Origin of the sequence: Arthrobacter sp. E44 (assembly GCF_041877125.1) — a bacterium.
Taxonomy (GTDB): domain Bacteria; phylum Actinomycetota; class Actinomycetes; order Actinomycetales; family Micrococcaceae; genus Arthrobacter.
The window spans coordinates 93,935-112,022 of record NZ_JBHDJA010000005.1; the positions used below are offsets into that span (position 1 = coordinate 93,935).

The 18,088-nt window shown below is 65.7% G+C and carries 17 protein-coding genes; 15 read left to right on the forward strand and 2 right to left on the reverse strand.

Annotated features, from left to right (window positions below; translation table 11 throughout):
* Positions 1-165 precede the first annotated feature (165 nt).
* The 10 genes from ACETK3_RS06495 to ACETK3_RS06540 all read left to right on the forward strand — a co-directional run bounded on the left by ACETK3_RS06495 (position 166) and on the right by ACETK3_RS06540 (position 10,545).
* Positions 166-1,515, forward strand: coding sequence for an MFS transporter (locus ACETK3_RS06495; RefSeq protein ID WP_373992680.1), 1,350 nt, complete (start codon positions 166-168; stop codon positions 1,513-1,515).
* Between the two features lie 9 nt (positions 1,516-1,524).
* Positions 1,525-2,301, forward strand: coding sequence for an SDR family NAD(P)-dependent oxidoreductase (locus ACETK3_RS06500; RefSeq protein ID WP_236801203.1), 777 nt, complete (start codon positions 1,525-1,527; stop codon positions 2,299-2,301).
* 118 nt (positions 2,302-2,419) lie between these two features.
* The gene (locus ACETK3_RS06505; RefSeq protein ID WP_236821340.1) at positions 2,420-3,109 is read left to right on the forward strand and encodes a GntR family transcriptional regulator; all 690 of its coding nucleotides are present in this window, start codon (positions 2,420-2,422) and stop codon (positions 3,107-3,109) included.
* A 132-nt stretch (positions 3,110-3,241) separates the two neighbouring features.
* Complete coding sequence (locus ACETK3_RS06510) at positions 3,242-4,240, forward strand: sugar phosphate isomerase/epimerase (RefSeq protein WP_237429898.1); 999 nt, start codon at positions 3,242-3,244, stop codon at positions 4,238-4,240.
* A 44-nt stretch (positions 4,241-4,284) separates the two neighbouring features.
* Positions 4,285-6,006, forward strand: coding sequence for a dihydroxyacetone kinase subunit DhaL (dhaL, locus tag ACETK3_RS06515; protein ID WP_236801207.1), 1,722 nt, complete (start codon positions 4,285-4,287; stop codon positions 6,004-6,006).
* Positions 6,007-6,016: 10 nt separating this feature from the next.
* A complete protein-coding gene (locus tag ACETK3_RS06520) occupies positions 6,017-6,511 on the forward strand; it encodes a ribose-5-phosphate isomerase (protein WP_236801208.1) in 495 nt (164 codons plus the stop codon).
* Positions 6,508-7,461, forward strand: a complete 954-nt coding sequence (locus ACETK3_RS06525) for a 3-hydroxyacyl-CoA dehydrogenase family protein (protein WP_236801209.1) — start codon at positions 6,508-6,510, stop codon at positions 7,459-7,461. Before ACETK3_RS06520 ends, ACETK3_RS06525 begins: the two co-directional genes overlap by 4 nt.
* 57 nt (positions 7,462-7,518) lie before the next feature.
* Positions 7,519-8,286: an SDR family NAD(P)-dependent oxidoreductase gene (locus ACETK3_RS06530; RefSeq protein WP_237429899.1), complete on the forward strand. Its 768-nt coding sequence runs from the start codon at positions 7,519-7,521 to the stop codon at positions 8,284-8,286.
* A 104-nt stretch (positions 8,287-8,390) separates the two neighbouring features.
* Positions 8,391-9,737: an MFS transporter gene (locus tag ACETK3_RS06535; RefSeq protein ID WP_236801211.1), complete on the forward strand. Its 1,347-nt coding sequence runs from the start codon at positions 8,391-8,393 to the stop codon at positions 9,735-9,737.
* Positions 9,738-9,765: 28 nt separating this feature from the next.
* Positions 9,766-10,545 carry a triose-phosphate isomerase gene (locus tag ACETK3_RS06540; RefSeq protein ID WP_237429900.1) on the forward strand — a complete coding sequence of 260 codons (780 nt, stop codon included), beginning with the start codon at positions 9,766-9,768 and terminating at the stop codon, positions 10,543-10,545.
* Positions 10,546-10,554: 9 nt separating this feature from the next.
* Here the strand turns inward: ACETK3_RS06540 and ACETK3_RS06545 are convergent, their stop codons facing one another.
* Together ACETK3_RS06545 and ACETK3_RS06550 are read right to left on the reverse strand one after the other, a co-directional pair.
* Complete coding sequence (locus tag ACETK3_RS06545; RefSeq protein ID WP_236821344.1) at positions 10,555-11,037, reverse strand: SRPBCC family protein; 483 nt, start codon at positions 11,035-11,037, stop codon at positions 10,555-10,557.
* Entirely contained in the window at positions 11,037-11,396 is a 360-nt protein-coding gene (locus tag ACETK3_RS06550) for a helix-turn-helix transcriptional regulator (protein WP_237429901.1), read from the reverse strand. The genes ACETK3_RS06545 and ACETK3_RS06550 overlap by 1 nt, the downstream gene beginning before the upstream one ends.
* A gap of 253 nt (positions 11,397-11,649) precedes the next feature.
* Between ACETK3_RS06550 and iolC the strand changes: the two genes are divergently transcribed.
* From iolC to ACETK3_RS06575, 5 genes are read left to right on the forward strand one after another with little or no spacing between them, the layout of a single operon-like run.
* Positions 11,650-12,675 carry a 5-dehydro-2-deoxygluconokinase gene (gene iolC, locus ACETK3_RS06555; protein WP_236801214.1) on the forward strand — a complete coding sequence of 342 codons (1,026 nt, stop codon included), beginning with the start codon at positions 11,650-11,652 and terminating at the stop codon, positions 12,673-12,675.
* Positions 12,672-13,607, forward strand: a complete 936-nt coding sequence (locus ACETK3_RS06560; protein ID WP_237429902.1) for a deoxyribose-phosphate aldolase — start codon at positions 12,672-12,674, stop codon at positions 13,605-13,607. Before iolC ends, ACETK3_RS06560 begins: the two co-directional genes overlap by 4 nt.
* 32 nt (positions 13,608-13,639) lie before the next feature.
* Positions 13,640-15,589 carry a 3D-(3,5/4)-trihydroxycyclohexane-1,2-dione acylhydrolase (decyclizing) gene (gene iolD, locus ACETK3_RS06565; RefSeq protein WP_237429903.1) on the forward strand — a complete coding sequence of 650 codons (1,950 nt, stop codon included), beginning with the start codon at positions 13,640-13,642 and terminating at the stop codon, positions 15,587-15,589.
* A 31-nt stretch (positions 15,590-15,620) separates the two neighbouring features.
* Positions 15,621-17,135: a CoA-acylating methylmalonate-semialdehyde dehydrogenase gene (locus ACETK3_RS06570; RefSeq protein ID WP_237429904.1), complete on the forward strand. Its 1,515-nt coding sequence runs from the start codon at positions 15,621-15,623 to the stop codon at positions 17,133-17,135.
* Positions 17,136-17,160: 25 nt separating this feature from the next.
* Positions 17,161-18,072, forward strand: coding sequence for a sugar phosphate isomerase/epimerase (locus ACETK3_RS06575; RefSeq protein WP_237429905.1), 912 nt, complete (start codon positions 17,161-17,163; stop codon positions 18,070-18,072).
* The last annotated feature ends 16 nt before the right edge of the window (positions 18,073-18,088 follow it).

Sequence of the window (18,088 nt, forward strand, 5' to 3'; positions counted from 1 at the left end):
AGGAAAGACCCTGTGTTGACGGTCGCGTTCCCGTGTGACTACAATCTCAGTCAGACATCAGACATCTGATATCACCATCCCCCACAAAATGCCGCCAGCCAAAGGAGTCTTCATGCGCGCGCATTCCCTTTTCAAGGGTCCCCAAACAAAAGCGGGAGGTACGCGATGACCTCCCGTGCCGCCGCCCCCGCGCTCAGCGAACTGGGCGAGACCACCCTCCGCAAGGTTCGCCGGAGGCTCATGCCCCTGATCGTCCTGCTCTACTTCATTGCCTACCTCGACCGGAACAACGTGGGCTTTGCCAAGCCCGGCATGCAAGGGGACATCGGCTTGACCGAGGCCGCCTACGGTCTGGGTGCAGGCATCTTCTTCCTGGGCTACGCCCTGCTGGAAATTCCGAGCAACGGCGGCATGTACCGCTTCGGCGCCCGCAAATGGATTGCCCGCATCCTGATCAGCTGGGGCATCTTCGCCACGGCCATGTTCCTGGTCAACGGCGAAGCCACCTTCTACATCATCCGCTTCCTGCTTGGCGCCGCCGAAGCCGGCTTCTTCCCCGCCATCCTCTTCTACCTGACCCTCTGGTTCCCGGCAGCACAGCGCGTCACCGTGCTGGGCATCTTCATCCTGGCCCAGCCCATCTCCAACGCCCTGGGCGCTCCTGTGTCCGGCATGCTCCTGAACCTTGAAGGCGTCGCCGGACTCCACGGCTGGCAGTGGCTCTACATCCTTGAAGGCATCCCCGCCATCATCCTGGGCATCATCACGCCCTTCGTCATGACGGACCGGCCCGAACACGCCAAGTGGCTCAAGTCGGAGGAACGCGAATGGCTTTCCACCACCATGTCTGAGGAACTGGCGCACAAGCAGAAGGCAGGAAACCACAACTTCCTTGCAGGCCTGAAAGACCCCCGCACCATCGCCTACTCCGCGCTGTACTTCGGTCTGGTCTGCGGGATCTACGGGCTGGGCCTCTGGCTGCCCACTATCGTCAAGGCCCTCGGAACCTTCGACTCAACCCAGGTCGGGTTCATCGTCTTCATCCCGTATGCCATCGCAGCCGTGTTCGTCTACTTCTGGAGCAAGCGCTCGGACCGTACCGGCAACCGCGTCTGGCACGCCAGCATCAGCATGGTGCTCGCCGCCGTCGGCCTCCTGGGTGCCGGCTTCCTGCTGCCGGTCAACGCGGTGCTCGCCATGGTGTTCCTGACCCTTGCGGCCATGGGCATCTACTCGGCAATCGCCCCGTTCCTGGCCATGCCGTCCGCGGCCCTCACCGGCGCCGCTGCTGCTGCAGGGTTGGCCATGGTCAACTCGCTCGGCAACCTGGGCGGCTTCGTGGCGCCCTACATTGTGGGCATCCTCAAGGATGCCACCGGGAACAGCCAGTCAGGCCTGGTCTTCCTGGCCGCCTGCCTCGCCATAACCGCAGCCGCCACCTACCTTTACGCACGCAAGCGGCCCGAAGGCGTCTCCGCCCCCGGTGCCACCCTTCCTGCCGCCGAAACCCACTAGGAAATACCAATGACAACTCAGCACGCATTCCCCGCAGAACGCACCGCAGTCCTCACCGGCGCCGCATCCGCCCGCGGCATTGGCCGTGCAACCGCCGACCGCCTGGCCAGCGAGGGCTGGTCCATCGCCATCCTCGACATCAACGCCGAAGACGCCCAGGCCGCCGCCGCGGAAATCGGTGCCAACCGGGCCGTCAAGGCCATCGGCGTGGGCGCGGACGTCTCGGACGAAGCATCGGTGGACCGCGCCATCACCGAGATTGAGCAGGCGCTTCCGCCGATCGTTGGACTGGTCAACCTCGCCGGCATCAGCTCACCCACTCCGTTCATGGAAACCACGGTGGCGGAATGGGACAAGGTCTTCGCCATCAACATGCGCGGCACCTTCGTGGTGTCGCAGCGGGTGCTCAAAGGCATGATCGAGCGGGAACTGGGCAGGATCGTCAGCATCTCCTCGATTTCCGCCCAGCGCGGCGGCGGCACCTACTCCAAGGTGGCGTACAGCGCCTCCAAGGCCGGCATCCTCGGGTTCACCCGCGCACTGGCCCGTGAAATGGGCGAGCACAACATCACCGTGAACGCCATCGCGCCGGGTCCGATCGACACCGACATCATGGGCGGCACGCTGACCGACGAGCGCAAGGCCCAGATGTCCGAGGGAATCATGATGGGCCGTGTGGGAACACGCGAGGAAGTGGCCGCACTTATCGCGTTCCTGCTTGGCGAGGACGCCGGCTACATCACGGCCGCCACCTACGACATCAACGGCGGCCTGCAGGTTTCCTGACACCACGCTTCTGTCCAGCATGGTGCCGTGCGGCAACCGTCCGCACGGCACCATGGCGGGTCCGGCAGCGCCCTTCACACTCGCGCTACCGCGCGTTCTGCGGCTATAGGATTTCTACATGGCAACCAAGAACCAGGCCTCCGGCGGCGTCAGCAGGCAGGTCCTCGCCGACCACGTTTATGAGGCGCTTCTCGTTGCCCTGATGGACGGGCGGCTGGAGGCTGGCACTCCCGTCAGCATTGACGGGATGGCCAGGGAACTGGACGTTTCCCCGACGCCGGTCCGTGAAGCCCTGGCCCGCCTGGAAGCTACGGGAATGGTCCGGAGGATGGCCCTGCGCGGTTACCGCGTGGCGCCGCTGTTCTCCCCCGAAGAGCTGGCTGACCTGATGGACGCCCGGCTGGTCATCGAGCCGGCGAACGCCTTCATGGCCTGCAAGCACGGGGATCCGCAACTGACCAAGCAGCTGGAACAGGCCATCGAGGACCTGAAGGCAGCCCCGCGGGGACCGTCCTTCAACGAGTTCCGGGCCTACTGGGAAGCCGACGAACGTTTCCACCGCCTGATAGCCGAGTTCGCTGACAACCAGTTCCTGCTGTCCGCCTATAACGCATTGGGTGGTCAGGTGCAGCGTTTCCGCTTCTTCGGGGGCCTGGGCGTGACCGACGCCGATTACGCAATTGCGGAGCACACCGAGATCCTCAAAGCCTTTGTGGCCGGTGACGCGGAACTTGCGCGGCAGAAAATGATCGAACACATCGAGGGCGTCAAACAGCGCTCACAGCATGACAGTGAAGTGCGCAGCTAGCAGTATCCAGCCGCTGCGCTGCCCCCTTTTCCCTAAACCTGCGCTTGAGCAGGCATAACAAAGCGCCCCTTGACAGGGCGGACAAGTAACGTAGATCCTATAGGAAATGCGATTCTAAATCTGGAGTGAACAATGCCGTACACCGCCGAAAACTGGCCCATCGCCGCAGCCCTGCTGCAGTTCCCGGGCACCAAGCCCGATGGAAGCTCCGTCCAGGACGCGCCCGCCAGCGACTGGCAGAAGGTCTTCGAGGAAGTCGCTGACGCAGGCTTCACCAACGCCGACCTCACCGATAGCTGGGTACGCCCCGGTGACCTGTCCAGCGCCCGCCTCGATGAGCTGAAGTCCGCCGCCACCGCAGCCGGCCTGGGACTGCCTTCCATTTCCGCCATCCGCCGCAGCGTGATCGAAGAGGCCAACTGGGAAGACAACCTGGCCTACACCCACCGCACCCTGGAGGCCGCAGCGCAGCTCGGCTGCGAGGTGGTCTCGATCGGGCTGCACCAGGCCATCACCCCTGAACAGCAGAAGCAGCTGTGGTTCTGGACGGTTGAAGGCCACAAGGACCCCGTGGGGGACAAGGAAACGTGGAACAACGCCGTTACCCGCATCCGCGAAGTCGGCAAGCACGCCGCAGAACTCGGCCTCCTGGTATCGCTGGAGATGTACGAGGACACCTACCTGGGAACGGCCGATTCCTCCGTGCAGTTGGTTCAGGACATCGACCTGCCCAATGTTGGCCTGAACCCGGACCTCGGCAACCTGATCCGCCTTCACCGTCCCATCGAGGACTGGCGTGAAGTGGTGCACAAGACCCTGCCGTACTCCAACTACTGGCACGTCAAGAATTACATCCGCGATGAGGACCGGGCCCGGGACCAGTACGTGGCCATGCCTGCCCCCATGGAATCCGGCCTCATCAGCTACCGCGAGGCCTTCCAGTTCGCCATCTCCGTCGGCTTCCAGGGCATCATTTGCACCGAACACTACGGTGGCGACGGCCTGAGCGTCACCGCGGCCAACCAGGACTACCTGCGCCGCCAGGTCCTGCCCAAGCGCGAGGGCTACAAGCTGGGCACCAGCCTGGTGGCCCAGGGCCGCCAGACCCCGGCGGCAGTTCCTGCCCGCTAGGCCTGCAGGCATCCCAACCGAGACGACCGGTTCAACGAGGAATCATGACAAAGATATTTGACGATCCAGCGCAGTTCGCAGACGAGGCCCTCGACGGTTTCGTCGCCGCCAACCGCCAGTACGTGGCCCGCGTTGACGGCGGCGTGGTCCGCTCCACCGAATCACCCGATGGCCAGGTGGCACTGGTCATCGGCGGCGGATCGGGCCACTACCCGGCCTTCGCCGGTCTGGTGGGCGCCGGGCTCGCTGCCGGGAGTGCCTGCGGCAACATGTTCGCTTCCCCCTCAGCGGGGCAGGTGTACCGCGTTGCCAAGGCATCCCAGACTGGTGGCGGCGTCCTGCTCAGCTACGGCAACTACGCCGGCGATGTGCTCCACTTCGGGCAGGCGCAGGACAAGCTGAACGCCGAGGGCATCGAAACCCGGACCGTCCTGGTCACCGATGATATCGCCAGCGCTCCGCTGGAAGAGATCGGCAAGCGCCGAGGCATCGCCGGCGACCTCACGGTCTTCAAGGTGGCCGGGGCGGCAGCGGAGGCCGGCCTGGACCTGGACGAGGTGGAGCGGCTCGCCATCAAGGCCAACCACCACACCCGTTCGCTGGGAGTTGCCTTTGCTGGCTGTACCCTCCCCGGCGCAGGTGAGCCCCTGTTCACGGTGCCGGAGGGCATGATGTCCGTGGGGCTCGGTATCCACGGCGAACCCGGGATCTCCGAGCAGCCCCTGCCCAGCGCCAGCGAGCTTGCGCAGCTGCTGGTGGACGGGCTGCTGAAGGACAAGCCGGAAACCGCGGGCCGCCGTGTGGTGCCCATCCTCAACGGCCTGGGCACGGTGAAGTACGACGAACTGTTCCTGCTGTTCGGCAAGATCGAGGCACTGCTCACCGAGGCCGGGCTGGAGATCGTGGAGCCCGAATGCGGTGAACTGGTGACCAGCCTGGACATGTCCGGCCTGTCCCTGACGCTGTTCTGGCTGGACGGGGAACTGGAAAAGTTCTGGTCCGCGCCGGCTGACACCCCCGCCTTCCGCAAGGGCAACCTGGCTCCCCGGCGTGCACGGTCCGTGGAGTCCCTTGAGGAGGCCGGAACCGAGCCGACGCTGGCTGCCACCCCCGCGTCAACTGCCCTGGCCGCCACGGCACTGGACGCGCTGAAGGAAGCCCAGGCCGTCGTCGTCGAACACGAAGAGGCGTTGGGCAAGCTGGACGCCATCGCCGGGGACGGTGACCACGGCATTGGCATGCGCCGCGGTGTTGATGCCGCCGTTGCCGCGGCCGAAAAGTCCCACGCTGCCGGCGCAGGGCTCGAGGAACTCCTCGCGGCGGCGGGGGAGCAGTGGGCAGAACGCGCGGGAGGCACCTCCGGGGCCCTCTGGGGCGCCGCCGTCACCGCCGTCGGAAAGACCCTTGGCAGCAAGGACTCCTACACTGCCGCCGACGCAGCGGCGGCCGTCAACGCCCTCCGCGACGCCATCATCACCCTGGGCAAGGCGGAAGCGGGGGACAAGACCATGGTGGACGCGCTGCTTCCGTTCGCCGAAACGTTCAGCAAGGCAATTGACGACGGCGGCAGCCTGGCTGCCAGCCTTCGCACAGCAGCGGAGGCGGCGGCAAAGGCCGCTGACGCAACTGCAGAGCTCAGCCCGAAAAAGGGCCGGGCCCGGCCGCTGGCGGAAAAGAGCCTGGGCCACCCGGACCCAGGAGCCGTGTCCTTCGGACTCATCGCCCGCAGGGTGGCCGACTACGCCGCCACCATCGAAAGCTCCTAAGGAGAACATCATGACCGAGAACACCCAGCCAGGCTGGCGCATCGTCGTCGGCAACGACGAAGCCGGCGTGGAATACAAGAACGCCCTGCGCGAACTGCTGGAGGCGGACCCCCGCGTTGCCTCGGTAGAGGATGTGGGAGTGGCATCCAACGATGCCACCGCGTACCCCCACCTGGCCGTCGCCGCCGCCCGCAAGGTGGCCGCCGGCGAAGCGGACCGCGCCCTCCTGATCTGCGGCACCGGCCTGGGCGTCGCTATTTCTGCCAACAAAGTACCGGGCATCCGCGCGGTCACCGCCCACGACAGCTACTCGGTGGAACGCTCCGTACTGTCCAACAACGCCCAGGTTCTGACCATGGGCCAGCGCGTCATCGGCTTGGAGCTCGCCAAGAAACTTGTGGGCGAGTGGCTGGACTACCGCTTCGACGAAAACTCCGCATCCGCGGCAAAAGTAGACGCCATCTCCTCCTACGAGGACGCGTCGGAAGGACTTGAGGACAAATGAGCACCCGTAACATCGCCGTCGTTGGCTCAGGCTACATGGGCGGCGGTATCGCCCAGGTCCTGGCACTCGCAGGAGCCCGCGTCGCGCTGGCCGACGTCTCCGCCGAGATCGCCCAGAGCAACTACGAGCGGCTGCTGAAGGAATCCGACGAGTTCGTCGCCGCAGGCCTCTTCCCGGCCAACGCCACGGACCTGCTCAAGGAAAACCTCTGGGCCGCCAAGGACATCGAGGAAGCAGTGGCCGGCGCTGAGTACATCGAGGAGGCCGTGCCCGAAGTCCTCGAAATCAAGCACGCCACCCTGAGCCGGATCAGCGCCGCAGCGCGCCCCGACGCGATCATCGGTTCCAACACCTCCACCATCTCCATCGCCAAACTGGCCGAGGTAGTGGAAAACCCGGAGCGGTTCCTGGGCGTCCACTTCTCCAACCCGGCACCGTTCATCCCCGGCGTGGAAGTCATCCCGCACGAAGGAACCTCCGAGGCCACCGTCCAGGCCGCGCGCACCATCGTGGGGGAGACCGGCAAGGAAACCGCCACCGTCAAGGACGTCACCGGCTTCGTGCTGAACCGGCTCCAGTACGCCCTCTTCCACGAGGCCGCGCAGGTGGTGGAGGAAGGCATCGCCAGCGCGGAGGACGTGGACACCCTGGTTCGTACCACCTTCGGTTTCCGGCTGCCCTTCTTCGGCCCCTTCGCCATCGCCGACATGGCAGGGCTGGATGTCTACGCCTTCTGCTACAAGTCGCTGCAGACCGGCTTCCCGGAGCGGTTCGCCACCCCGAAGATCCTGCAGGAAAAGGTCGACGCCGGCCAGCTCGGCACCAAGACCGGCTCCGGCTTCCTTGACGTCCCCGCAGACCGCACCGCAGCCCTGGTTGCCTACCGGAACAAGGCGTACGTCGCCATGCAGAAGCTCATCGAGGAACTGGGCCCGGCCCCGCTGTCCTGAGTTTTGCGGACTAGCGCTTTCCGGGACCAAAACCACCCCCTTTAGAAGGAACACTTCATGACAGCATTTCCCGCAGACCGCACGGTGATCGTCACCGGCGCCGTCTCCGAGCGCGGCATCGGCCGTGCCACCGCCGACTACCTGGCCGAGCGCGGCTGGAACATCGGCGTGATCGACCTCGATGACGCGGCCTGCAAAGCGGTGGCCAAGGAACTGGCGGAAAAGCACGGCGTCAAAGCCCATGGCGCCGGCGCAAACATTGCCGACGAAGCATCGGTCCGGGCCGCGATCGACGAGATCGAAGCGGAACTGCCGCAGCTGGTGGCGCTGGCCAACATCGCAGGCGTCAGCTCCCCGGTGCCCTACCTCGAACTCGACGGCGCCGAGTGGGACCGCGTCATCAACATCAACCTGAACGGTGTCCACTACGCCACCCGCCGGGCCGCCGAGTCGATGGTCAAGAACCGGCTGGGACGGATTGTCAACATCTCCTCGGTCTCCGCCCAGCGCGGCGGCGGAACCTTCAGCAAGACCCCGTACTCGGTGGCGAAGGCCGGCGTCATCGGCCTGACCCGTGCCACCGCCCGGGAACTGGGGGAGTACGACATCACGGTCAACGCCATTTCACCGGGCCCGATTGACACCGACATCATGGGCGGCACTCTCAGTGAGGAACGCAAGGATGAGTTGGTCAAGGACCTGGTGGTGAACCGGGTGGGCAGCCCCCGCGACGTGGCGGCAGCCATCTCCTTCCTGATCGGCGAAGACTCAGGCTACATCTCCGGCCAGACACTGAACGTCGACGGCGGACTCTACATGCACTAACGGCGCGCCTTCCCGGCCAAATTGAAAGGCCGGGCGCCACCCACTAAGCCAGCGGGCCGCCGGCCCCCTGGTACCACCAACATCACCACTCGAAGGAGAGTGTTGTGTCCGAAACCACCGCAACATCCAAGGAGCTTCTGGCCCGTCCGGTCCTGAAGTCCGCGATCTTCAAGGCGGCCCGCCGGCTCATGCCGATGCTGGTCATCCTGTACGTCGTTTCGTTCCTGGACCGCACCAACGTCGGCTTTGCCGAGGCGGCGCTGGGAGCTGACAAGGGAGTGTCCGCCGCGGCCTTCGCCCTGGGCGCCGGCATCTTCTTCATTGGCTATGCGATCTTCGAGATTCCCAGCAACCTGCTGCTCAAGAGGGTCGGCGCCAAGATCTGGCTGGCCCGCATCGCCATCACCTGGGGCATCGTCTCGGCCTGCTTCGCCTTTGTACAGGGCGAGACGTCCTTCGTGATCCTGCGTTTCCTCCTGGGCGTGACCGAAGCCGGGCTGTTCCCCGGCGTGATCATGTACCTTGCCGAATGGTTCCCCAACAAGGTGCGCGTCCAGATGTTCGCCATCTTCTACCTGGCCCAGCCGTTCTCGCAGATGATCGGCAACCCGCTGTCGGGCTGGCTGATCAACATCGGTGATCAGGTGCCCGGCCTGCGCGGCTGGCAGGTCATGTTCTTCGTTGAAGGCATGCTGGCCGTCCTGGCAGGCATCGCAGCCTTCTTCTTCCTGATCAATGGTCCGGAAAAGGCGAAGTTCCTCAGCAGCGATGAGAAGTACGCGCTGAAGGAAGTCATGGCCCTTGAGGACAACATCAAGGATGAGCACGGTCCGCGCGGCATCCTCGCTGCCATGCGCAACGGCCGCGTCTGGTACTTCACCGTGATCTACTTCTGCCTGCAGGTCGCCGTGTATGGCGTGACGTTCTTCCTGCCCCAGCAGGTGTCTTCCCTCACCGGGCAGAAGGTGGGGCTCGCCGTCGGCCTGTTGATTGCCGTTCCGTGGTTCTTCGGCATCTTCTCCTGCTACTTCATCGGCAAGGCCGCGGATACCGTAGCCAAGCGCCGGAAGTTCGGCACCATCCTTTTCATCTCCACCGGCCTGTGCATCTTCGGGTCGGCCTGGGCGGGGACCAACCACCAGCCGGTGCTGGGCATGATCTTCATAACCCTGGCTGTCTGCAGCTTCCTGGCCGTGGGTCCCGTGGTCTGGTCCTATCCCACCGCGTTCCTCGCGGGTTCAGCTGCTGCCGCCGGCATCGGCCTGATCAACTCCCTGGGCAACCTGGGCGGCTTCGTGGCGCCGATCCTCCGGACTGCCGTCAACGAGGCGACCCAATCGCCCACCGGCTCCATGGGCGTCTATGCCCTGGGTGTCCTGCCATTCGTCGCGGCGGCGATGATGTTCGCCACCCGGCGCTTCAAGAACAAGGCCGACGACCTGCTCGACTGAGCGGGCCCACCATCCACGCAAGGAATCCATGAGCACCTCCGGCAGCAACGCAGGCAGCGGCACCCTCTACATCGGTGTCAGCACCAAAATGTACCTGGGCTACCAGGCAAGCCTGCGCTGGCTGTCGGAGGTGCGCTCCATTGTGGACGAGAGACCAGGACTGGCTGGGAATCAGCCCGTCCGGGTCTTCGTCATCCCGTCCTTTCCGGTCCTGGAACCCGCAGGCCGGGTCCTGGCCGGCTCGCCCGTGCTGCTTGGGGCGCAGAACTGCGCCTGGGGGGACGGGCCGTTGACCGGGGAAGTCAGCCCGGGGATGCTCGCCGAACTCGGCGTCTCGCTCGTGGAAATTGGCCACGCGGAACGCCGCAAACTCTTTGCCGAGGATGACGCCGTGGTGGCACGCAAGGTGCGTGCCGCCGTCGGCCATTCCCTCACCCCGCTGCTCTGCATCGGTGAGCCGGACAGGCTCGACGCCGGGGCTGCCGCCGCCTTTTGCGTGGCGCAGGTCCGCTCCGCCACCGCGGGAGATGCCGCGCTGCTCAGCCGACTGGTCCTGGCCTACGAGCCGGTGTGGGCCATCGGCGCGCAGGAACCTGCCCCGCCACAGCACGTCAACTCAGTCCTGGCCCAGATCCGTGCTGAGCTGGGCGCAGACTGCCCCCTCATTTACGGCGGCAGCGCCGGCCCCGGGCTGCTGCCCCAACTGCCGGCCGCGGATGGACTCTTCCTGGGCCGGTTCGCCCACGACGCCGCCAACCTGGGCCGCGTCCTGGACGAAGCCATCGCCCTTGCCAAGACCCGCAACTAAGGCCGCGGCTCAGACCCGGGCCCCCGCCAGTAATTCCTCAAGCCGCTCATAGCCCTCGCTGAGGCCGCCTTCCATGCCCGATTGGGCCATGCCGTCGCGCGCCTCCTGGCTGGGGTACACCGAGTGCCCCCGCAACCGCGTGCGTCCGTTGCCCAGGTCCTCGAAGGTCATGAACTCCAGGCTCACCACGTCCGGGTACCCGCCGAACTCGAAGGTCTGCAGGGCAAACTCGTTTTCGCGGACCGTGTGGAAGATGCCGCGGAACTCGTAGGGCACCCCGTCAGGGCCGGTGTGGATGTATCGGTAACTCCCGCCGGTGCGGAAATCGTAATGGTCGATCTCCATTTTCATGCCCCGCGGGCCCAGCCACTGGACAATCAGGTCCGGCTCTTTGTGCGCGCGGAACACATCCGCCACCGGGAAATCGAACTCGCGCTCGTAATCGATGAAGGGGACGCCCTCAGGAACGCTGAGTTTCAGGGAATTGCTCATCATGACTCCTTGGAGGATTGGCCGCCGCTTGCCGCAGCGTGTTCTTTCAGCACCGCGTCGAGGTTGCGGAACTGCCCTTCGCGGACCAACCGGTACTGGTCAATCCACGCGGTAAGCGCCTCAAGCCGCGCGGGGTTCAGGTGCACGGGCCGGCGCTGGGCATCCCTGCTTCGGGTCACCAGCTGCGCCTGCTCGAGTACCTGGATGTGCTTCGAGACTGCCTGTTTGGAAATCTCGAACGGTTCCGCCAGTTCGTTGACGGTGGCGGGACCCCTGCTCAGCCGGGCAATGATGCTGCGCCGGACGGGATCGGCCAGGGCCAGGAAAGCCGTGTCCAAAGCCACGTCGTCGGAGATCATGTCGAGCCTTTCGAGTAATCAACCTCATTGTTTATCAACCTATCGGTTGATTAATGATACGTCCGCTGCAGTAGCCGCGCAAGAGTCGAGGGGAAAGCCTGGCGAGCCTGCCGCGTAAGTATGTCAGTACAAACTTTTGACAGGACATTAGATCTGGGGCAAAGTAATGGCTGTGGCCCACACCACGCCGGCAAGCCCGGAAGTCCCGCCCGCAAGGGGCCGACGTTCCACACCAGAAAGGTCAACGATTCCCGTGACCCACGAGCTTCTTACGATCGGGCGCATCAGCGTTGATATCTACCCGAACGACATCGGGGTTGGCCTGGAGGATGTCAATTCCTTCGGCAAGTACCTGGGCGGTTCACCGTCGAACGTCGCTGTTGCCGCCGCCCGCCACGGCCGCCGGACCGGTGTGATCACCCGGACCGGGGATGACCCGTTCGGTGAATACCTGCACCGCGAGCTGCGCAAGTTCAACGTCGACGACACCTTTGTCACACCCGTCAAGGACTGGCCCACGGCCGTGACGTTCTGCGCGATCAAACCGGCAACGGACGAGTTCCCGCTGTACTTCTACGGCCGGTTCCCCACGGCTCCGGACCTGCAGATCAGGGCCGAGGAGCTGGACCTTGATGCCATCCGCCAGGCGGGGATTTTCTGGTCCACAGTCACGGGTCTGTGCCAGGAGCCCAGCCGCAGCGCGCACCTTGCCGCCCATGAGGCCCGTCCCCGTACCGGCCTGGCCGAGGGGCAGTTCACTATCCTGGACCTGGACTACCGGCCGATGTTCTGGGCCTCGGAGGAAGAGGCCCGTGCCGAGGTGGCTAAGGTCCTGCCGCACGTGACTGTTGCCATCGGCAATGACAAGGAATGCGCCGTGGCCGTGGGTGAGGGAACCCCTGATGAGCAGGCGGACCGTTTGCTGGCCGCCGGCGTGGAGATCGCCGTCGTCAAGCTCGGCCCCGAAGGCGTGATGGCCAAGACCCGCACCGAACGTGCGGTCTCCGCCCCCGTCCCGGTGGAGACGCTGAACGGCCTGGGTGCCGGCGACTCCTTCGGCGGCGCCTTTGTCCACGGGCTGCTGTCCGGCTGGCCGCTGGCCCAGGTCCTGGACTACGCAAATGCCGCTGGGGCGATCGTTGCCTCGCGGTTGTCCTGCGCTGATGCGATGCCGACGCCGGAGGAAGTCACCTCGCTGCTGGCCGAACGCGGCCGCGATGTCCCTGCTACTGCTCCGGGCACTGTTACCCAGCTTGCCACCGAAGGAGCAGCACTGTGACGCTCACGCCCCTAACCCCTGACAGTGCCCTGAACGACGATCCGCGCCGCTACGAGCACCTAAGCACCATCCGCCTGGAAGATCCGGATGCTGTGGCCCGGGCTGCCAAGTCCCGCCGCCGCCACCCCGGCCTCAAGGCCGGTCGGCAGAACTTCATCGTTGCCGCAGACCACCCTGCCCGCGGCGCCCTGGCGGTCGGCAACGACCCGGTGGCCATGGCTGACCGCCGCCAGTTGCTGGACCGTTTGCAGATGGCGCTGGCCAACCCCGCCGTCGATGGTGTCCTGGCCTCCCCGGACATTATGGATGACCTGCTGCTCCTGGGTACCCTGGACGGCAAGCTGGTGTTCGGTTCGATGAACCGCGGTGGCCTGGCCGGGCTGGTCAACGAGTTCGATGACCGGTTCACCGGGCACACCGCCGCCGCCCTTGAGGCCCTGGGCGCGGACGGCGGGAAGATGCTCACCCGCATCTGCCTGGGCGACCCCGACACCGTGGTGACCCTGGAGGCGACCGCCAAGGCCATCGATTCCCTGGCCGAGCGGAAGCTGATTGCCATGGTGGAACCGTTCCTGTCCGTCCGGGAGAACGGCCGGGTTCGCAACGACCTGTCGACCAATGCGGTGATCAAGTCCATCGCGATCGCAGAGGGCCTGGGTTCCACCAGCGCGTATACCTGGATGAAGCTTCCGGTGGTGGCTGAGATGGAACGCGTCATGGCCGCCACCACCATGCCCACCGTCCTGCTGGGTGGAGACCCGGACGGGTCCCAAGACGAGGTCTTTGCGTCCTGGCAGGCAGCCCTTGCCCTGCCCGGCGTGCAGGGCCTCACGGTTGGCCGGACCCTGCTCTACCCCGCCGACGGGGACGTCGCGGGCGCCGTCGCCACGGCCGCTTCCCTCCTTCACCACACCGCAGAAGCATCGGAGTAACTCCCATGGGATCCACAGCAGGAACGCGCAGGATGACCGTTGCGCAAGCCGTCGTCGAATACCTTTCCAAGCAGTACACCGTTGACTCGGTGGGCGGTGTTGAGTTCCGTGAGCGTCTCATTCCTGGGACGTTCGGGATTTTCGGGCACGGCAACGTGGCCGGAGTGGGCCAGGCGCTGAAGCAGTACCAGCAGCTGGATCCGGCCATCATGCCGTACTACCAGGGCCGGAACGAGCAGGCCCAGGTCCACCAGGCCGTGGGGTATGCCCGGCACACCCGCCGCCGCCAGACCTACGCGATCAGCACCTCCATCGGCCCGGGCTCCTCCAACCTGCTGACCGGCGCCGCGCTGGCCACCACCAACCGCCTGCCGGTGCTGCTGCTGCCCAGTGACACCTTTGCCACCCGCGCCGCGGACCCGGTGCTGCAGCAGCTCGAACAGCCCTACGCTTACGACCTGACGGTCAATGACGCGTTCCGGCCGCTGTCCAAGTTCTTCGACCGCGTCAACCGGCCGGAGCAGTTGTTCTCCGCGTTCCACCACGGCCTGCGTGTCCTCACCGACCCGGCCGAGACGGGAGCGGTGACGATTTCGTTGCCGCAGGACGTCCAGGCCGAGGCCTTCGATGTTCCCGAGGAGTTCCTGGCCGAGCGGGAGTGGCGGATCCGCCGCCCCGACGCCGAGGACGACGACATCGCCCGCGCCGCCGCGGCGATACGGGCCGCCAAGCGCCCGCTGATCATTGCCGGCGGCGGTGTCCTCTACGCCTACGCAAACGATGAGCTCGCGAAGTTCGTGGAGCTGACCGGCATCCCGGTGGGCAACACGCAGGCCGGCGTCGGCGTGCTGCCCTGGGACCACAAGTACTCCCTGGGCGCCATCGGGTCCACGGGCACGACGGCGGCGAACGCCATCGCCGCCGGGGCGGACCTGATCATCGGCATCGGCACCCGCTACGAGGACTTCACCACGGCGTCCCGGACCGCCTTCCAGAACCCGGACGTGAAGTTCGTGAACATCAACGTCGCCCCCATCGACGCCTACAAGCACGGCACCACGCTTCCGATCGTCGCCGATGCCCGCAAGGCACTGGTCAAGCTCAACGCAGCCCTTGGCGGGTACCGGGTGGGCGCAGACCTTGAGCAGAAGATCGAGGCCGAGAAGAAGCGCTGGAACGCCACCGTGGACGAGGCCTTCGACACCCGCTACACCCCGCTGCCGGCGCAGAACGAAATCATCGGCGCTACCAACCGGGCCATGGACGCCCGCGACGTGGTGGTCTCCGCCGCCGGTTCCCTGCCCGGTGACCTGCACAAGATGTGGCGGGTCCGGGACCCGTTCGGTTACCACGTTGAGTACGCCTATTCCTGCATGGGCTATGAGATCCCCGGCGGCCTGGGCGTCAAGCGCGCCGTGATCGCCGAAGCGGCAAGTACGACGGCGGCCGGAGGGTCAGGGGATCAGGTGCGGGACGTCGTCGTCATGGTGGGGGACGGCTCCTACCTGATGATGCATACCGAACTGGTTACCGCCGTCGCAGAACGCATCAAGCTGATCGTGGTCCTGATCCAGAACCACGGCTTCGCCTCCATCGGCTCGCTCTCCGAATCCATCGGCTCGCAGCGGTTCGGAACCAAGTACCGGGCCTTGAACGAAGAGGCGCACAGCTTTGATGAGGGCGAGACCCTGCCCGTGGACCTGGCCCTGAACGCCCAGTCCCTGGGCGTGAAGGTCATCCGGATCGAACCCGGCGAGAAGGTCATCGCAGAACTCGAACAGGCCGTCCGCGACGCCAAGGCCGCCCCGGAAGGCTCGGGCCCCATCCTGATCCACGTCGAATCAGATCCGCTGCTGGACGCGCCGTCCTCCGAGTCCTGGTGGGACGTCCCCGTCTCCCAGGTGGCCGAACTGGAATCCACCAAGCAGGCCTTCCAGGCCTACACCGACCACAAGTCACGCCAGCGCAAACTGCTCGGCTAACCGCACTTTTCACTACTCAAGGAAGAGTCCCATGACTGCCACCACCACCCAGGCCACCGTCATCAACCACTTTCTCAACGGCGCCGAAACCGCCGGCGAAGGCGACCGCACCACGCCCGTGTACAACCCGGCCACCGGTGCCGTATCCGCCACCCTGCGCCTGGCCAACCGCGCCGACCTGGACACCGCCGTCGCCGCCGCCCGCAAGGCCGCCGACACCTGGGGCGACATCGCCCTGGCCAAGCGCACCGCGGTACTGTTCAAATTCCGTGAACTCGTCGCCGCGCACGTGGACGAACTCGCCCAGCTCGTGACCGCCGAGCACGGCAAGGTCCTCTCCGACGCCAAGGGCGAGATCGGCCGAGGCCTGGAAGTCGTCGAGTTCGCCTGCGGCATCCCCACCCTGCTCAAGGGTGACTACTCGGACCAGGTCTCCACCGGCATCGACGTCTTCTCCTTCCGCGAGCCCCTCGGCGTCGTCGCCGGCATCACGCCGTTCAACTTTCCCGTCATGGTGCCGTTGTGGATGGCCCCGATGGCCATCGCCACCGGCAACGCGTTCATCCTCAAACCCTCCGAGCGTGACCCCTCGGCCTCGTTGCTGCTGGCCAAGCTCTGGAAGGAAGCCGGGTTGCCGGACGGTGTGTTCCAAGTCCTGCACGGCGACAAGGAAACCGTCGACGGGCTGCTGACCCACCCCGACGTGGACGGCATCAGCTTCGTCGGCTCCACCCCGATCGCCCAGTACGTCCACGAGACCGCCACCAGGCACGGCAAGCGCGTCCAGGCCCTGGGCGGGGCGAAAAACCACGCCATCATCCTGCCCGACGCCGACCTCGACAACGCCGCCGACCACCTCGCCGCCGCCGCGTTCGGCTCCGCCGGCGAACGCTGCATGGCCATCTCCGTCGCCGTGGCCGTTGGCGACGCCGCCGACGCCCTGGTCGCGAAAGTCCAGGAACGCGCCGAAGCTGTCAAGGTCAACAACGGCACCGAGCCCGATGCCGAAATGGGCCCGGTCATCACCCCGGCCTCCAAGGAACGCATCGTCAGGATCGTCACCGAAGCCGAAACCGCCGGCGCCGCCATGGTCGTGGACGGCCGCGACCTCGTGGTCCCGGGCCACGAGAACGGCTTCTGGGTCGGCCCCACCGTGATCGACCACGTCAAGACCGAAATGACCGCCTACAAGGAGGAAATCTTCGGACCCGTCCTCGTCGTGGTCCGCGTCGATACCCTCGAAGACGGCATCGAGCTCATCAACGCCAACCCTTACGGCAACGGCACCGCCATCTTCACCTCCTCCGGCGCCGCCGCCCGCAAGTTCCAGCGCTCCGTCACCGTGGGCATGATCGGCATCAACGTGCCCCTCCCGGTTCCGGTGGCCTACCACTCCTTCGGTGGCTGGAAGGCCTCCCTCTTCGGCGACAAGCACATCTACGGCCCCGAAGGCGTGAGCTTCTATACCCGCGGCAAGGTGGTCACCTCCCGCTGGCCCGAAACCCACCACGCCTCCGGCGCCTCCTACAACTTCCCCTCCAACTAATCCCCAGAAGAAAGACAACGCTGTCATGACTGAGAACAAGCTGATCATCGGCACGGCACCGGACTCCTGGGGTGTTTGGTTCGCGGACGACCCAAAGCAGACCCCGTGGGAACGCTTCCTGGATGAAGTAGCCGAGTCCGGCTACAAGTGGATCGAACTGGGCCCCTACGGCTACCTTCCCACGGACCCAGCCCGCCTCGCCGAGGATCTTAAGCAGCGCGACCTGCAGATCTCCGCCGGCACCGTGTTCACGGCCTTTCACCGGGGCCTGGACCAGTGGGAAAAGGCCTGGGAGCCGGCCCGCAAGGTGGCCGAACTGACCGCGGCCATGGGCGGCGAGCACATGGTTGTCATTCCGGCCATGTGGCGCGACGACGTCACCGGCGAAGCGGTGGAGAGCGGGACCCTGACCGACAAAGCCTGGAGTGACCTGTTCGCCGGGCACAACCGCCTGGGCAAGACCCTGCTGGAGGACTTCGGCCTGAAGCAGCAGTTCCACTCCCACGCCGACTCCCACGTTGGCGCGCAGGAGGACATCGAAACGCTGCTGGGCGCCACGGACCCCCAGTACCTCAACCTCTGCCTGGACACCGGACACGCCGAATACTGCGGCGCCTCCAGCCTGGACCTGATCAAGAACTACCCGGACCGCATCGGCTACCTGCACCTGAAGCAGATCAACCCGGAGATCCTCAGACGAGTCAACGAGCAAAATATGACGTGGGCCGCCGCGAACCTGGCCGGCGTCATGACCGAGCCGCCCAACGGCCTGCCGGACCTGCGCGCGGTCATCGAAGCTGTGGAAGCACTGAACCGGCCCATTTTCGGCATCGTGGAGCAGGATATGTACCCCGTGGCCTTCGACGTTCCCATGCCCATCGCCAAGCGCACCCGCAACTACCTGCTGTCCTGCGGCTCCCGCACGACCGTCAGCTGACGGACCAGCACTGACA

Coding starts and splice junctions, on each gene's coding strand:
- ACETK3_RS06550 (WP_237429901.1), bottom strand. CDS start 11,396: ATGATCTCCGACGACGTGGCTTTGGACACGGCTTTCCTGGCCCTGGCC.
- dhaL (WP_236801207.1), top strand. CDS start 4,285: ATGACAAAGATATTTGACGATCCAGCGCAGTTCGCAGACGAGGCCCTC.
- ACETK3_RS06505 (WP_236821340.1), top strand. CDS start 2,420: ATGGCAACCAAGAACCAGGCCTCCGGCGGCGTCAGCAGGCAGGTCCTC.
- ACETK3_RS06495 (WP_373992680.1), top strand. CDS start 166: ATGACCTCCCGTGCCGCCGCCCCCGCGCTCAGCGAACTGGGCGAGACC.
- ACETK3_RS06575 (WP_237429905.1), top strand. CDS start 17,161: ATGACTGAGAACAAGCTGATCATCGGCACGGCACCGGACTCCTGGGGT.
- ACETK3_RS06540 (WP_237429900.1), top strand. CDS start 9,766: ATGAGCACCTCCGGCAGCAACGCAGGCAGCGGCACCCTCTACATCGGT.
- ACETK3_RS06520 (WP_236801208.1), top strand. CDS start 6,017: ATGACCGAGAACACCCAGCCAGGCTGGCGCATCGTCGTCGGCAACGAC.
- ACETK3_RS06525 (WP_236801209.1), top strand. CDS start 6,508: ATGAGCACCCGTAACATCGCCGTCGTTGGCTCAGGCTACATGGGCGGC.
- iolD (WP_237429903.1), top strand. CDS start 13,640: ATGACCGTTGCGCAAGCCGTCGTCGAATACCTTTCCAAGCAGTACACC.
- ACETK3_RS06545 (WP_236821344.1), bottom strand. CDS start 11,037: ATGAGCAATTCCCTGAAACTCAGCGTTCCTGAGGGCGTCCCCTTCATC.
- ACETK3_RS06570 (WP_237429904.1), top strand. CDS start 15,621: ATGACTGCCACCACCACCCAGGCCACCGTCATCAACCACTTTCTCAAC.
- ACETK3_RS06500 (WP_236801203.1), top strand. CDS start 1,525: ATGACAACTCAGCACGCATTCCCCGCAGAACGCACCGCAGTCCTCACC.
- ACETK3_RS06510 (WP_237429898.1), top strand. CDS start 3,242: ATGCCGTACACCGCCGAAAACTGGCCCATCGCCGCAGCCCTGCTGCAG.
- ACETK3_RS06530 (WP_237429899.1), top strand. CDS start 7,519: ATGACAGCATTTCCCGCAGACCGCACGGTGATCGTCACCGGCGCCGTC.